This is a genomic window from Chryseobacterium sp. GW821-FHT04C04 (assembly GCF_059420365.1).
Genome location: NZ_JBWKTO010000002.1, coordinates 351,928 through 366,797, shown reverse-complemented (window position 1 = coordinate 366,797; position 14,870 = coordinate 351,928). Strand labels below are relative to the sequence as shown.

Genomic DNA, 14,870 nt, shown 5'->3' with positions numbered 1-14,870 from the left:
TATTTGATATCAGCTTTTTTTGGTAGCCATTCCGTAAATCCAGAGGATGATTAAAGCTCCTCCAATTGAAAGAATCCAGCTTCTCGGATTCCAGAATGAAGAGACATCACCCCAGTGTAGAACGTAAACTCCAATAGCTCCTCCTACAAAGGCTCCCAGGATTCCCAGGATAATAGTGATTAGCCATCCTCCTCCCTGAGTTCCGGGCATGATCATTTTAGCGATTGCACCAGCAATAAGACCGAATAAGATCCATGTTAGTATTCCCATAGTTGCAAATTTTTTTATTGTTAATATTTAAAAATGATTCGTTTGCTAATATAAGGGAAAACATGATATAAATCATCTTTTCTTGAAGAATGAGTCTACAAATTCCGTACCATTAAAGAGCTGTAGATCCTGCATTTTTTCGCCTACACCAATATATTTAACTGGAATTTGGAACTGATCAGAGATCCCAATCACAACACCTCCTTTTGCTGTTCCGTCCAATTTTGTTACTGCTAAAGCATTCACTTCCGTTGCTGCTGTAAATTGTTTTGCCTGCTCGAATGCATTCTGTCCTGTAGAACCATCAAGAACCAGTAGGATCTCATGAGGAGCATCAGGTATCACTTTCTGCATGACTCTTTTGATCTTAGAAAGTTCGTTCATCAGGTTGATCTTGTTGTGAAGCCTTCCTGCTGTATCGATGATGACCACATCCGCATTTTGGGCTACAGCACTCTGCACGGTGTCAAATGCTACAGAAGCAGGATCAGATCCCATTTCCTGTTTTACAATAGGAACACCCACTCTTTCACTCCAGATAACAAGTTGATCTACCGCAGCAGCTCTAAAGGTATCAGCAGCTCCAAGAACTACTTTCTTACCTTCTGATTTGAACTGGTGGGCCAGTTTTCCGATAGTCGTTGTTTTTCCAACACCATTCACCCCTACTACCATAATGACATAGGGTTTCTTTGAAGTGTCGATGTTTCCTGTACTGGCATGAGGGTTTTCAAGAAGCAGTCCTGAGATTTCTTCACGAAGAATGCTATCCAGCTCGTTTACTCCTACATATTTATCTCTTGAAACACGTTCTTCAATTCTTTCTATGATTTTGATAGTGGTAGAGGCACCTACATCAGAAGCAATCAGTATTTCTTCCAGATCATCAAGTACTTCATCATCTACTTTACTTTTGCCGACTACGGCTTTCGTCATTTTTTCAAAGAATCCCTGACTGGATTTTTCCAATCCCTTATCTAAGGTTTCTTTTTCTTCCTTTTTGAAAATATTTTTAAACCAACTCATAGTTTTAGTTTATTCTTATTTATTTTTAATCACTGCTGTAGCTTCTACTTCTATAAACACATCGTCTCTGAAGAGTCTGCTCACCTCTACAAGGCTGCTTACGGGAGGGTTCTGGATATTGACATACAAATCCCTGACTTTTCTAAAATCAGGTGTTTTTTGGATGTCTGTGGTGAAGATTCCCAATTTAATAATATCTTTCCCGGTACCTCCATATTCTTTCAATATGTTTTCAATGTTTTTGAAAACCTGATGGGTTTGTTCCTCTATGGTATTTCCCACTATGTTGCCTTCAGTATCCAGAGGCACCTGCCCAGACAATAAGATCATTTTGGAGCTTCCGCAGTCGATACTTACCGACTGTGACAGTCCTTTTATGTTGAAAACTTTTGGAGAATTTTTATATTCTATAGGGCTCATCGTTTTCTGACTGAATGAAAATAGAAAAGTTACTGTGCATGCCAGAACAAGAATCTTTTTCATATTTTGCTGATTAATAATCTGGTGAACAAAGATAACAAAAAAACTACCCAAAATATGAGTAGTTTTTTTATATTGTAAACAAAGTACTGATTATTTTTTCAAATAACCGTCTACTTCGTCAGCGTTCATTACTTTTTCTTCGAAAACGTAAGCTCCTGATTTAGAAGACTTAGTCATTTTCACCACTTTAGTCATCTTTTTAGACTGACCGCTTTGTAGGGTTGCTACTACTTTCTTTGCCATGGTAAGATATTATTTATAAATTACTTAATTTCTTTGTGAAGGGTAGATCTCTTAAGAACAGGATTGTATTTTTTCAATTCCAATCTCTCTGTAGTGTTCTTTTTATTTTTTGTAGAAATGTATCTAGACATTCCTGGCATACCGCTTTCTTTGTGCTCTGTACATTCAAGGATTACTTGAACTCTATTTCCTTTTTTTGCCATGATTTATTAATTCTTTTTAATCAATCCGTTTCTAGTAGCTCTTTCAATAGCTTCCTCGATTCCAATCTTGTTAATCACTCTCAATCCATGAGCTGATACTTTCAGTGTAACGTGCTTATCTTGCTCTGGAAGGTAAAACTTCTTCTCTAATAAGTTAATTTCAAAACGACGCTTCGTTTTGTTATTAGCGTGAGAAACGTTGTTACCAACCATTGCACGCTTTCCTGTTATTTGGCAAATTCTTGACATATCTCGATGTTCTTATTTGTATAATATTTGAGAGTGCAAAATAACGAAGAATTTTTTAGATAGACAAATCTTTTGGAAAATATTTGTAAATAAGTAACTGATTAATAATATTGAATTTTTAAAATAGTAGAATCCTTGGGATACAGCAGATAATGGGTCCTGATATATTTCATACAGGCTTTTTTTTAAGCAAAGAATTTAATAATCTATCTTTGATTTTAATTAATCTAAATAAAAATAATATGAAGAGGATTTCTATTTTATTGTCTATGCTGCCTCTGGGCCTGATGGCTCAAAACTTTACTGAGATACAGACCAGCATGAATAATTTTTACTATTCGGCAGCTGATATTGCGGATGTAGATAACAATGGTACAATGGATATTGTTCTGAACGGAGCTATAGATTCTGATGGCGACGGAAACGTGGATAGTACTTATAATGAGGTATATCAGAATAACGGGGCGACCTTGTTGCCTTATGCAGGATTGGGAATTGATGCCAACCATTTGGGGGATATTAAGTTCATTGATTATAATAATGACGGGCTGATGGATATTATTTCCACCGGGCTCAGCTATATGGATATTGTTAATTATAAACACTATCGATTCAAAAATACAGGGTCAGGATTTGTAAAAGAAACTGAACTTCCGGGAAAAATCTATGGATCTATGGAAGTTTTTGATTTTAACCATGATGGAAAACCAGACTATGCAATCAATGGAACTCAATATGCCCATGGAGGTGGTTTCCGAAATACATTAGATTATTATAAAAATACGGGGAATGATTTTGATATGACGGAGAATTGGGTTGACGGAACCCAAAACGGAAGTTTCAAAATTGTAGATTTAAATAATGATCATCTTCTGGACCTTGTAATTATCGGATCGGATATCAATGGAGCTCCGGTTTCTAAAGTATACATGAACCAGGCAGGCGTTCTTATGCATACACAGGATCTTGCTCCACTAGCCAGTGGAAAAATAGATTTTGCAGACTTTAATGCTGACGGATTTCAGGATGTTGTTGTGATAGGAAGAGACGGAAATGATGATGGGTATTTTGCAGTTTTAATGAATGACGGTACCGGTACATTGACTCCCCAGGTGATTCCTGTAAATGATATTTCGGATGCAGCAATAAGCATTGGTGATCTTAATAATGACGGATATTATGACTTTATCATTGCTGGAAACGAAAATTATAATGCGGTTGTAAAAACCTATATATACAATACATCCGATCATAAATTTAATGAAGGAACAATAACGGGTATTACTCAATTAGGAGGTTCAGGGCTGGTGCATCTTTTTGATTTTAATAATGATCATCATCTGGACATTCTGCTGGGAGGATTTGACTGGGCAACTACTGATCTGCCTTCACTGACCAAGGTCTTTAAAAATAATTCTACAGCAGAAAACGCAAAGCCGACTCCTCCCACTCAGCTGAATATGACTAAAAACGGGAACCGTTTTAATTTTTCATGGAGTGGCGCCTCGGATGATAAAACTCCGGTGAATGCCCTGCGTTATGAAATTACGGTGGGATCTACACAGGGAGCTCATGATATTGCTAAATATGTTGTGACAACACCTTCCTGGTTTCTGGATCTTGATCCGGCTATTCAGGATGTGCATTGGAGTGTAAAGTCTATTGATGCCTCAAAAGTATATTCTGATGCTTCTGTACAAAGTGTACTGGGAACAGCAGAAATTAAATCTGATAAACAGCTTGTGATTTATCCGAACCCTGTATCGGATAAAGTATATATCAAAGGAGAAAAAGTTTCGGAAGCTGAAATGTATTCGATGGACGGAAGAAAACTTAATATTACGGTAAATGGGGATCAGTCTATTGATGTTTCTCATTTGCCCAAAGGAGTATATCTATTAAAACTGAAGATAAAAAACGAAATAACCACCAAGAAGCTTACGATTAAGTAATTGAATCAATTCTATCTTCTATCAATGAGAAAAGCCAGACGTCCAGCTGGCTTTTCTCTTTTTTTGTTCTTAATATTTTAATGATTTACAATCAGAATAATTAAATTTCATACAATGAAAATCTATACGATCTGCAGGATTTTCTAGCAGTATATTGTCTCACCGATTTGTGTTATTCGTGTGAGAACTTGCAATTTGTGTTTAAAAATTACGCTTTCTTTGTTTTCTTTTTAAACCATTCAATCAGATAATAAAACAGTAAAAATCCTAAAGCAAAGATTGAAAACCTTGAAAGAAGATCACCGGCTCTTGTATAGAACGTCATGGTATCATAAAGATTCACTTTTGCAAATAAAGCGGTCTGATCTCCATAGAAAGTATCAGCAGTAATCTCACCTTTAGCATTGATATGAGCTGAAATACCACTATTGGCAGCACGGGCAATTTCTCTTCTGGTTTCAATGGCTCTCAGTTTTGCGTAAGATAAAAGCTGTTTGTGTCCTTCTGTAACCCCCCACCAGGAGTCATTGGTCATAATCCCTAAGAAATTAGCACCCTTTTTCACATAGTCTGTTACAAATTCACCATAAATACTTTCATAACAAATGATAGGAGCTATTTTTCCTTTGTTATAAGGATTTGAGAAAGCAACCCTTTCTTTGTCTGTTCCTAAAGAAGCTACAGTACCTCCAAGATTAAGCATAGCATCTCCTAAAAGTGGTTTTAAAACATTCATATAAGGGAATATTTCAACACCCGGCACCAATTTTCCTTTGTGGTAGGCTTGCACTTTTTGATTGGGAACAAGCTGAACAGCGGTATTATAGCTGCTCACCCAGACACCGCTATTGATGGGGTAGGCTTCTTTAGGCAAATCAGCAGGGTTATAAAAAAAACGGTGTGAGGAAATTCCTGTTGCAAAAACAGATCCCGGATGTTTGGATAAAAATCCTTTGATATTGTTTAAAAGTAAGCTCTTTTCAAAAGCAGTTTCAGAAATAGATCCCCTGCCGGGAAGGGCTGTTTCCGGAGCTATATAATAATCTATTTTACCTGTTGAGTTTTTTTCAGCGAGTGCTAAAAGATCCTGTTCTATAATTAAACTGTCTTTTGAATATTTTTCAGCATAAGGATCAAGATCCGGTTGTAACATCAGTACGCTGACTTGTCCAATGGGTTTTTCATCAAAATTATTGTATTTGATCACGGAAATAATCATAGGAAGAACAATTAAAGCTCCTACAATAGAAGAATTTTTAATCAGATCCTTCCTCTTTCTTCCCGCTTCCCACGTTCTTATCGTATAAAAGATCAGAACATTGGTCAGAAGGATCCAGAAACTGCCTCCTGTAGCTCCCAGTGTGTCATACCATTGTATCAGTTTCGGGTAATCTGAAAATACATTTCCCAGATTCAGCCAGGGCCATGTCAATTCCCAACCCATATGAAACTTTTCAAAACTCATCCAGATTGCGATCAGAAAACCAAGTCCCCAATATGTCCCCTGAGCATTTTTATACCAGTGATAGCATTGAAATACCAAAGAATATAAAAGAGAATTTACCAGGACGGGAAATAAAACAGCCAGCAGAGAGTGGCTTCCATCCGGATTCTTTGCACCGTACAGCCATCCTGTAGTGACTACATTCCAAATTACAAAGCAGAGATAAGACAATCCGAAGACCACCCAGCTCTTTCTTTTGTAATCAGAAAATTTTGAAACCCCATGTTCCATCATCAGAAGAGGGACAAGGGCAAAAAATATAAAAAACGGGACCCCATAAGTTGGCCATGAAACCGACAGCAGCATTGCTGAAATAAGTGTAAGTAAAACGTATTTCATTGAAATAAAATATAATGTAAAAATAAGGTTTGTAATAAGAAACTCAAAGTCAAAATAGATTATTAAAAAATTAATTTTTTAATGCCATATCTTTAATTCCCCAATCCTGAATGGTCATAAGGATCGGCATAAAGGTTTTTCCATATTCTGTAAGCTGATATTCTACTCTTGGCGGGATTTCTGCATAGATTGTTCTTGCAATAATATGATCCTCTTCCATTTCTCTGAGCTGATTCACCAGCATTTGTTTACTGATCATGGGAATGGCTTTTTGAAGCATGCTGAAGCGGTTTACATTCATGCTTATTCCATACATGATTACGGTTTTCCATTTACCGCCTACTTTATTGTAAAAATGAGTTACCGGACAATTATTGGGATTGAAATCTTTGTTTTTTCTTTTATTTTCCATTGGTCTAAAAAAATATACTATAAATAATAATTGAGACTAGTATTAATAAGTAATACAAAGGTAATAACTTCGTGGATATAAAGACAATAAAGTATGGATAATAAAGAATTAGTATTAAAAGCAATCACAGCTGTTTTTGTCGATAGAGATATTACAGCATTCGAGAAATATTTTGGAGATCATTATATTCAGCACAACCCTTCAATTCCCAATGGAACAGAGGCTCTGAAGCAGTTTGTGCCGGCCTTACCTGAAGATTTCAACTATGAGCCGGGAATCATTACAGAAAATGGAGATATTGTAATGATCCATGGACGATATCAAAACTGGAACGGAAAAAATATGATTGCAGTGGATATTTTTAGGATAAATAATCATAAAATAGTGGAGCACTGGGATGTATTGCAGGAAGAAGTGACTGCAGAAAATTCTATTAATGGAAATGGAATGTTTCCTATATAATTAATTTAAAATTCAAAAACAATATGATAGAACAGATAAGAAAAAATGCATTGGGAGAATGGGAGAGTATTTCAACAGAAATCCGGCCAAGTGCATTAAAAAATTCAGATGGAAGTCTGAAACCTTTTTATTTGAAAAGATCATTTACATTTCTTCCTGAAGATAAATTTGAACTGGATATTATTAATTATGCCGATGCTTACGGAGAAATACCTTTGGCTAAAATTGCTCTTAAAGGGCATATAGAATGGAAAGGAAGCCACGATATTGCAGAAGGGGCACAAAAAGTAGATTTTACGGCTGATGAGGCTTATGAAGTAACTCCTTTGATTCCAAATTTCACTGTTGTTTTAAATACCCTTGCAAAAGAGAACTTTGAAGTGTGGGAAACCGGAAAATCTCAAAGCATACTAAGAAAAAAGTTTTTGCCTTTTGGATTGGTGGAAGGACAGATTTTTAAGGAGTATGACCTGATCTATATTTTCAATGATATGATGTTCTGGGGAGCAAGAAATATTGATGGCAGAGGTTTTGACACAGAAGAAAACCACCCGACAAACCTGCAGATCCCAATGAAAAGGAGATGATAATGATATAATCCGAAAAGAGGGCCATAATGGCTCTTTTTTTATGGACGTAATTTTTATAATGTATTGTAAGCAGGGGTGAAAATGGATATATTAGCAGTTCAATGATGAAGAAAATATATAAAATTATTATTGTTCCGTATACTCTGTTTCTGCTCTATCTGATGTTTTGGGGAATGGGCAGATTTCAGTACGAAGAAAATCTCATTACGGTAGAACCTGTTTTTTCGACGATAAAATTTATCCAGGGTACCAATAAGACCATAGATATTGTGAAGATTGTTTTAGGAAATGTTATCATGTTTATTCCTTTTGGGTTTCTGGGCTGGATTTTCTCTGACCTGAAAAAACTGAAGCCATTACTATATAGTTTCGTCTCGTGTATCTTTATTGCCGAAGCTCTTCAATACTTTACCAGAATGGGAATATTTGAAGTAGACGATATCATCCTGAATACTTTCGGGGTATATTTAGGATGGTTGCTTTGCAGATGGAGTGAAAAGAATCTTAATTATTGAGCTCTTTAGCGCGTTTTTCAGCATTCAGAATTCCTTGTTTCAGAATTTCTTTGAGACTGCTTTCTTCAAATGTTTTTAAGGCGGCTTCAGTTGTTCCGCCTTTAGAAGCAACGTCTTTAATCAGTTCTTCAAGATTTTTTTCTGAGTTATTGATCAAATGATAAGCCCCCAACATGGTCTGTTTGACAAAAAGTTTGGAAAGGTTTTCTTCAATTCCCATTTCAATTCCGGCTTTGATCATTGCATCAATGATATAGTAGAAATAAGCAGGACCACTTCCGGAAAGAGCGGTAACACCATCCAAAAGGTTTTCATCCTCCAAATAAACAGATCTTCCGGTACTGTTCAGTAATCTTTCAATATTGATCAGTTGGCTGAAAGAAATTCCGTTGGCTGCAGTATATCCCGTGATTCCCATTCCTAAAAGAGTAGGAGAGTTTGGCATCGCTCTTACAACAAGTGGATGATTCAGTGATTTTTGAATTTTTTCAATATTGATTCCAGCCATGATGGATAATACCATCTGGTTTTCTTTAAAAGTAAATTGAATGTTTTGGACAACCGCCTGGAAATCCTGAGGTTTTACAGCGATAATAATCAAGTCAGCATCAACATCCTTCACGTCTGCAAATGTGGAAATTTTAGACTTGGGGAATTCTTCAGCTATTTTGGAGATTTTGGATTCACTTCTGATGATAAGGTGCAGGTGTTCAGGTTTGATCAGTTCGTATTTCAAAAATGATTTTGAAAAAGAAAGTCCCATATTTCCGGCTCCAAGAATAGCTATTTTCATCTCGAATTGTAATTTTAAGCTAAAATAATGATTTTTTGGGGATGTATTGTTATTGAATACGTTGTAATACCGTTAGAAAAAACTAAGGCGCAAAGATTTTGGAGAATATACTGTTTTTAAAGCACAAGAAAATCGAAGATTTTCAGCAAGAGTGAAATGAAATGTCCCAAACATTTGTGTCATGTGCAAAATCAGTGATAAATTAGATTATATAAAATATGCAGAATTCAATTTTATTGCAGATAAAATCTTTGCGACTTAAAACAACAAAGTAAATTAAAAATCCTTGCGTTTTCGCGTTTATCCAACAAATATATTTTAAGTGATAATAAAAAAGCTATACTCGTTATGAATACAGCTTTTATATATTTTTAGATTACATAATATTTACTTCCCTTTCAAGTTCTATCCCGAACTTTTCTTTCACAGAATTGATAATCTCCGTAGAAAAATCAAAAATTTCTTTTCCGGTAGCATTTCCGGTAGCATTGATGATCACCAGAGATTGCAATTTGTGTGAACCAACATTCCCGATCTGCTTCCCTTTCCATCCACATTGTTCAATCAGCCATCCTGCAGGAACTTTTACCTTATCTCCATTGGGATAGCCCTGGATATTTTCAAATTGTTGTTTCAACGCCTCAAATTGTGCTAAAGGAATCGTTGGGTTTTTAAAAAAACTTCCGGCGTTTCCGATTTCTTTAGGATCCGGCAGTTTACTTTGTCTGATATTGATGACTGCTTTTGAAATATCCTGAATACTTGGGTTTTTAATACCAAGATTCTCCAGTTCAGATTGGATCGCTCCGTACTCTTTTTTGATACGGTGGTCTTTTTGGGTAAGCTTAAAAGTGACTTCCAGAATAACATATCTTCCTTTTCCTTCCTGTTTGAAAATAGAATCTCTGTAACCGAACATGCACTGCTCTAGGTTGAATGTTGAAAGTTCAAGATCTTCTAAATCCAATACCAGACAGCTGACAAAAATATCTTTGATTTCTGTTCCATAAGCCCCAATATTCTGCATAGGAGAAGTACCTACATTTCCAGGAATTAAAGAAAGATTTTCCAGTCCGCCATAATTTTTTTGCAAGCAGTACATCACAAATTCATGCCAGTTTTCACCTGCTTTTGCCGTGACCAGGACTTCATTTTCATTGATGCTCTCTTCGGAAATTCCATTTAAATTAAGCTTGATGGCAAGGCCCTCAAAATCTTTGGTAAGAAGAATATTGCTTCCGCCTCCCAAAAACAGAATCTGAAGAGATTGAGTCTTCGAGAAAACAAGTGCTTCCTTTAATTCATCAATAGTATTGACTTCAGTGAAATATTGGGCTTTGGCTTCAACACCGAAGGTGTTATAAGGCTTCAATGAAAAATTTTCTTGCATATTTTTATTGGTATTCTTTAGGAAGAATCTTGTCTAGTTGTTCTTTAAGTTGTTGTAGCTGCTTGTAGTGTAACGTATCCGCATAGGCATTCACATAGATGTGTGATTTTTTCGGAGTACGGATCTGAAACGTTTCATCTATTCCGTCTACCGACTGCTGGCTGGGAGAACTTTTTATGTGGTCAAGATCAACAATATTGATGGATGATATAAGCTGTTTCCAGGTGTTGGAATTGATGGCAGAAGCCCATGCTTTATGGCTTTGATTGGCCGTTATTCCTTTTTCTGCAAAAACGGAATCTTTGGTGACTTTAATGATTCTGTAATTTCCAAGGTTTCCTTCAACATGAGATACACTGATGAAAGTAATCTCATGCGGATTTTTATGGGGAGCAGCCTTTTCTGTTTTTTTTAAGTCACAGGAAAAAAATGCCGACAGCAAAAGAATCGAAAACAGTATTTTCAGATATATATTTTTTGTTGTCGGCATAGGATATATTTTACAGGCTGAATTCTTCTCTGTACTTCTTTAAAGCCTCTTTAAGAATTTCAGCACTTCTTATTAAATCTTCTTCTTTCAGCACGTAAGCAATTCTTACCTGCTTTTTGCCCAATTCCGGGTTACTGTAGAATCCTCCGGCAGGAGCAACCATGATTGTCTCATTATTAAGAGCATATTTTTCAAGCAGCCACTGTGCAAATTTTTCAGTATCATCTACCGGAAGTTCAGCGACACAGTAGAAAGCCCCTCTAGGTTTAGGGCAGATAACACCAGGGATGGCGTTCAATAGATCTACCAATACATTTCTTCTGTGGGTATATTCTTCTCTTACTGCTCTGATGTAAGGACCATCGTTCTCGTGTGCAGCTGTTGCAGCAATCTGACCCAAAAGAACCGGGCTTAATCTCGCCTGTGCAAAAAGCATAGCAGCATTACGGATCTTGTTGGAACGTGTAAGCAGACATCCGATTCTTACTCCACACATAGAGTAACGTTTAGATTCAGAGTCGATGATGATACAGTTTTCAGCTAATTCAGGGAAGTCCAGCATTGAGATCTGCTGCTTTCCGTCATATACATATTCTCTGTATACTTCATCAGAGATGATAACGATATCGTATTTTAAAGCAATTTCTGCAAGTTTTTGAAGCTCTTCGCGGGTATACAAATATCCGGTAGGGTTTCCAGGGTTACAGATGATGATCGCTCTTGTTTTTTCTGTGATTTTTTTCTCGAATTCCTCAATAGGAGGCAAAGCAAAACCAGTATCAATAGTAGAAGGTACCGCTACAATATTCACATCGAATGTGCTGGTAAAACCGTTATAGTTAGCATAGTAAGGCTCGGGAATAATCACCTCATCACCTTCATCACATAAAGTAGAGATAGCAAAGTTAAGGGCCTCAGAACCACCATTGGTAACAATGAAGTTATCAGGAGTAATATCTGAAAAACCTAATGAATGATAATATTCTGTAAGGGCTTTTCTGTATTCTATATTCCCTTCAGAAAGTGCATATTCCAATACTTTTAAATCGATGTTTTTTAAAGCATTTAAAGCTGTTTCCGGAGTTTCAATATCAGGCTGTCCGATATTAAGGTGATATACTTTTATTCCTTTTTGTTTTGCTTGTAACGCAAAGGGAACCAGTTTTCTTACCGGCGATGGCGGCATATGCAGTGCTCTGTTTGAAATATTCGGCATTGTTCAAAAAATTTGTATGACAAAAATAGGATTTAATTTCTCAATAATAAAATTAAGGATCAATAAGAAATGGCTCAATATCCTTTAATCTTTTTTTAAGCTCTCATAATTTTAAGGTGTCAAAATGCTAATATTTGATTTTGATTGTAATTATTTTACTTTTTCTTTAAAAATATCTTTTTTGTATTATTATTTTTACTAAATTTCGCCACAAATGTGAATAAAATGGTAATAAATTTATTTTCTAGGGTGATACCCGCTATCGCTCTGTTTTCTGCCTCTGTAATGATGGCTCAAAATTATCAAACTATGCCGGTTGCTTCAGGCTTTACAGCTGACGTAATTGCAAACGGGATAGGATCTTCAACAATTACTACAAATAATGATGTAGACGGAGTTTCTTATGCTTTTGTAGCTAAAGATTTCCAGCTGACACCCACAAGTGCAGCGATTTCGTATGGTATTCCTATTGACGGGATTATTAATTCTGTAATAGCAACAACTCCCGGACTGAGCTTTCAGCTAGCAAGTTTGAATGCAAACAACTCCCTAAGGCTGGCTGCGGTAAATGATGCCGGAACTCTGGCATTTACAACACCAAAAGCAGTGATCAAGCTGTATATGCTTGCCGTAAGTGGGAGTGGTACTTCTACGGTAAATGTAGTGGTAAACTTTACAGATGGCAGCTCACAAACATTTTCAGGAATCAGCCTTCCAGACTGGTATGGGGGGACCAACTTTGCCGTACAGGGAATAGGAAGAATAAAAAAACCTGGTGCAACTCCTGCCAGTGGTGATGATGTTCCTTCTCCAGAGGGGGGAACAAATCCAAGATTATATCAAAATGAACTGGCAATAGATGCTGCAAACCAGGCGAAGCTGATACAAAGTGTAACAGTAACCAAAGTAAGTGGTTCTGGTTTACCTAACATTTTTGCTTTTTCAGCAGATGCCTATTCAGATTGTGCACCTCCAGTATTACAGGCAGTTTCAGGGATAACGGCTAATTCTGCTTTGGTTTCATGGACAGCTCCAAGCAGTGCTGCCAGCTATGATGTGTATCACAGCACTTCCAGTACAACGCCTGCAAGTACAGCAACGCCTACTTATCCGGGAGTATCTGGTACAAGTACAACGATAGGAAGTCTTAATTCCAATACAACCTATTATTATTGGGTAAGATCCAATTGTAGTTCTGCAACAAGCCAGAGTGTATGGTCTTTTGCAGGAACATTTAAAACGGCTTGTTCTACGTTCACGGTTCCATATACAGAAAATTTTGATACAACAAGTGTAGGGTCTTCAACAAATACGAATGCACCAAGCTGTTGGGCATATTTAGAAAGTGCTTCATTTACAGGGTATGGATATGTAACTACAACCAATAATTATTCAGCGCCTAATGCTTATTATTTATATAATTCTACTGCTAGTACAGGGAGTCAAATGTTAGTCTCACCTCCAACTGTAAATCTTTCAGATGGTACTAAGCGTGTGAGATTCTATGCAAGAACGGGAACAGCTGGTACAACACTATTAATGGGTACTTTATCAAACCCTGCAGATCCAGCTTCTTTTACACAAATTGGTTCTCCAATTACTTTAACAACTACACATACACAATATACTGTTAATATTCCTGCGGGTTCTGATTTGCAATTAGCATTTAAACATGGTTTAGGCGGTTCAAATCGTGCCATTTATATTGATAATATTACCGTTCAGAATATCCCTTCTTGTCTTGAACCTACTGCAGTTACAACACCAAACGTGACGATGAACTCTGCAGTGATCGGTTGGACAGCACCTGCTTCAACACCTGCAAACGGATACGAAGTATATTACAGTACAACCAATACAGCACCTGATGCTACTACAGTTTTAAACGCTTCGAACTCTGTAACTTCTACGACAACTTCTGCACCTTTGAATTCGCTATCTGCTGATACGAACTATTATGCGTGGGTAAGATCTTCATGCAGCGCTACAGATAAGAGTATTTGGAGTGATGTTACAACCTTTAGAACAGGCTATTGTCAGCCTTCATCTACAGGTCAGGCTTCATGGCTTTCTGCTTTCAATTCTACAGGGGCACTTATAGACATGGCTTATGCATCCGGTTCTAGTGTAGCGGGAGGATATCAAAATTTAACTACAACTAATAATAGAATAACAAATGCTCCGGGATCCAGTACCAATATTTCTTTCACAGCAGGAGGTCCTACCTGTGGAATTGCAGTTTGGGTAGACTGGAATAATAATTTAACGTTTGAAACTTCAGAAAGAATGTTTGTTACGTCAAATTATGTAACAAATACTACCGGATCTATTACTGCACCTGCGGGAACACCAGTAGGAAATTACAGAATGAGAGTGGTAACGGATTATAACAGTACAGCACCTTCAAGCCCTTGTACAGCTATTTCAAGAGGAGAATTTATTGATTTTATATTTGAAGTAGCCACCTCTTTGTCAACTTTAGAAACAGGTGTGAAGAAAAAAGATATCAGTGTATATCCTAATCCATTCAAAGATGTTCTGCATATCGGTGATATCAAAGACGTGAAATCTGTAACGATCACGGATGTGGCGGGAAGAGTAGTGAAAATTATTGATCAACCGACCAATGAGCTTCAGTTAAGTGAATTGAATGCCGGATTATACTTAGTGACAATGAACTTTAAAGATGGCTCAAAATCAACAGTAAAAGCCATTAAGAAATAAAATTTTTTG

At 36.7% G+C, this 14,870-nt stretch carries 17 protein-coding genes; 5 read left to right on the top strand and 12 right to left on the bottom strand.

Annotated features, from left to right (window positions below):
- Positions 1-9: 9 nt before the first annotated feature.
- The 6 genes from AC07UM_RS07830 to rpmB form a co-directional block, all read right to left on the bottom strand.
- Positions 10-270 carry a GlsB/YeaQ/YmgE family stress response membrane protein gene (locus AC07UM_RS07830; RefSeq protein ID WP_103234353.1) on the bottom strand — a complete coding sequence of 87 codons (261 nt, stop codon included), beginning with the start codon at positions 268-270 and terminating at the stop codon, positions 10-12.
- A 72-nt stretch (positions 271-342) separates the two neighbouring features.
- Positions 343-1,296 carry a signal recognition particle-docking protein FtsY gene (gene ftsY / locus AC07UM_RS07825; RefSeq protein WP_103234354.1) on the bottom strand — a complete coding sequence of 318 codons (954 nt, stop codon included), beginning with the start codon at positions 1,294-1,296 and terminating at the stop codon, positions 343-345.
- Positions 1,297-1,311: 15 nt separating this feature from the next.
- Positions 1,312-1,779: a RidA family protein gene (locus tag AC07UM_RS07820; RefSeq protein WP_494681956.1), complete on the bottom strand. Its 468-nt coding sequence runs from the start codon at positions 1,777-1,779 to the stop codon at positions 1,312-1,314.
- Between the two features lie 90 nt (positions 1,780-1,869).
- Positions 1,870-2,022 carry a DUF4295 family protein gene (locus AC07UM_RS07815; RefSeq protein ID WP_081989060.1) on the bottom strand — a complete coding sequence of 51 codons (153 nt, stop codon included), beginning with the start codon at positions 2,020-2,022 and terminating at the stop codon, positions 1,870-1,872.
- A gap of 20 nt (positions 2,023-2,042) precedes the next feature.
- The gene (gene rpmG, locus AC07UM_RS07810) at positions 2,043-2,225 is read right to left on the bottom strand and encodes a 50S ribosomal protein L33 (protein ID WP_027373683.1); all 183 of its coding nucleotides are present in this window, start codon (positions 2,223-2,225) and stop codon (positions 2,043-2,045) included.
- Positions 2,226-2,231: 6 nt separating this feature from the next.
- Entirely contained in the window at positions 2,232-2,474 is a 243-nt protein-coding gene (gene rpmB, locus AC07UM_RS07805) for a 50S ribosomal protein L28 (RefSeq protein WP_002976757.1), read from the bottom strand.
- Positions 2,475-2,716: 242 nt separating this feature from the next.
- Between rpmB and AC07UM_RS07800 the strand changes: the two genes are divergently transcribed.
- Positions 2,717-4,426 carry a T9SS type A sorting domain-containing protein gene (locus tag AC07UM_RS07800; RefSeq protein ID WP_494681955.1) on the top strand — a complete coding sequence of 570 codons (1,710 nt, stop codon included), beginning with the start codon at positions 2,717-2,719 and terminating at the stop codon, positions 4,424-4,426.
- Between the two features lie 208 nt (positions 4,427-4,634).
- Here AC07UM_RS07800 and lnt read toward each other — a convergent pair whose 3' ends face one another.
- Together lnt and AC07UM_RS07790 are read right to left on the bottom strand one after the other, a co-directional pair.
- A complete protein-coding gene (lnt, locus tag AC07UM_RS07795; protein WP_494681954.1) occupies positions 4,635-6,269 on the bottom strand; it encodes an apolipoprotein N-acyltransferase in 1,635 nt (544 codons plus the stop codon).
- 70 nt (positions 6,270-6,339) lie between these two features.
- The gene (locus AC07UM_RS07790) at positions 6,340-6,681 is read right to left on the bottom strand and encodes a winged helix-turn-helix transcriptional regulator (RefSeq protein WP_103234359.1); all 342 of its coding nucleotides are present in this window, start codon (positions 6,679-6,681) and stop codon (positions 6,340-6,342) included.
- Positions 6,682-6,774: 93 nt separating this feature from the next.
- On the opposite strand from AC07UM_RS07790, the gene AC07UM_RS07785 reads away from it, so the two are divergent.
- The 3 genes from AC07UM_RS07785 to AC07UM_RS07775 all read left to right on the top strand — a co-directional run bounded on the left by AC07UM_RS07785 (position 6,775) and on the right by AC07UM_RS07775 (position 8,248).
- On the top strand, positions 6,775-7,143 hold the full coding sequence (locus tag AC07UM_RS07785) for a nuclear transport factor 2 family protein (protein WP_494681953.1): 369 nt from the start codon (positions 6,775-6,777) through the stop codon (positions 7,141-7,143).
- A gap of 23 nt (positions 7,144-7,166) precedes the next feature.
- A complete protein-coding gene (locus tag AC07UM_RS07780; RefSeq protein WP_494681952.1) occupies positions 7,167-7,730 on the top strand; it encodes a hypothetical protein in 564 nt (187 codons plus the stop codon).
- 104 nt (positions 7,731-7,834) lie between these two features.
- Positions 7,835-8,248, top strand: coding sequence for a VanZ family protein (locus tag AC07UM_RS07775; protein WP_494681951.1), 414 nt, complete (start codon positions 7,835-7,837; stop codon positions 8,246-8,248).
- Here the strand turns inward: AC07UM_RS07775 and proC are convergent.
- The 4 genes from proC to AC07UM_RS07755 form a co-directional block, all read right to left on the bottom strand.
- On the bottom strand, positions 8,238-9,041 hold the full coding sequence (gene proC, locus AC07UM_RS07770) for a pyrroline-5-carboxylate reductase (protein WP_494681950.1): 804 nt from the start codon (positions 9,039-9,041) through the stop codon (positions 8,238-8,240). The genes AC07UM_RS07775 and proC overlap by 11 nt on opposite strands.
- Before the next feature lie 376 nt (positions 9,042-9,417).
- Positions 9,418-10,431, bottom strand: coding sequence for a UDP-N-acetylmuramate dehydrogenase (gene murB, locus AC07UM_RS07765; RefSeq protein WP_494681949.1), 1,014 nt, complete (start codon positions 10,429-10,431; stop codon positions 9,418-9,420).
- 4 nt (positions 10,432-10,435) lie between these two features.
- Positions 10,436-10,921, bottom strand: coding sequence for a hypothetical protein (locus AC07UM_RS07760; protein WP_494681948.1), 486 nt, complete (start codon positions 10,919-10,921; stop codon positions 10,436-10,438).
- 10 nt (positions 10,922-10,931) lie between these two features.
- On the bottom strand, positions 10,932-12,137 hold the full coding sequence (locus AC07UM_RS07755) for a pyridoxal phosphate-dependent aminotransferase (RefSeq protein WP_494681947.1): 1,206 nt from the start codon (positions 12,135-12,137) through the stop codon (positions 10,932-10,934).
- A 225-nt stretch (positions 12,138-12,362) separates the two neighbouring features.
- Between AC07UM_RS07755 and AC07UM_RS07750 the strand changes: the two genes are divergently transcribed.
- Positions 12,363-14,861 carry a GEVED domain-containing protein gene (locus AC07UM_RS07750; protein ID WP_494681946.1) on the top strand — a complete coding sequence of 833 codons (2,499 nt, stop codon included), beginning with the start codon at positions 12,363-12,365 and terminating at the stop codon, positions 14,859-14,861.
- Positions 14,862-14,870 lie beyond the last annotated feature (9 nt).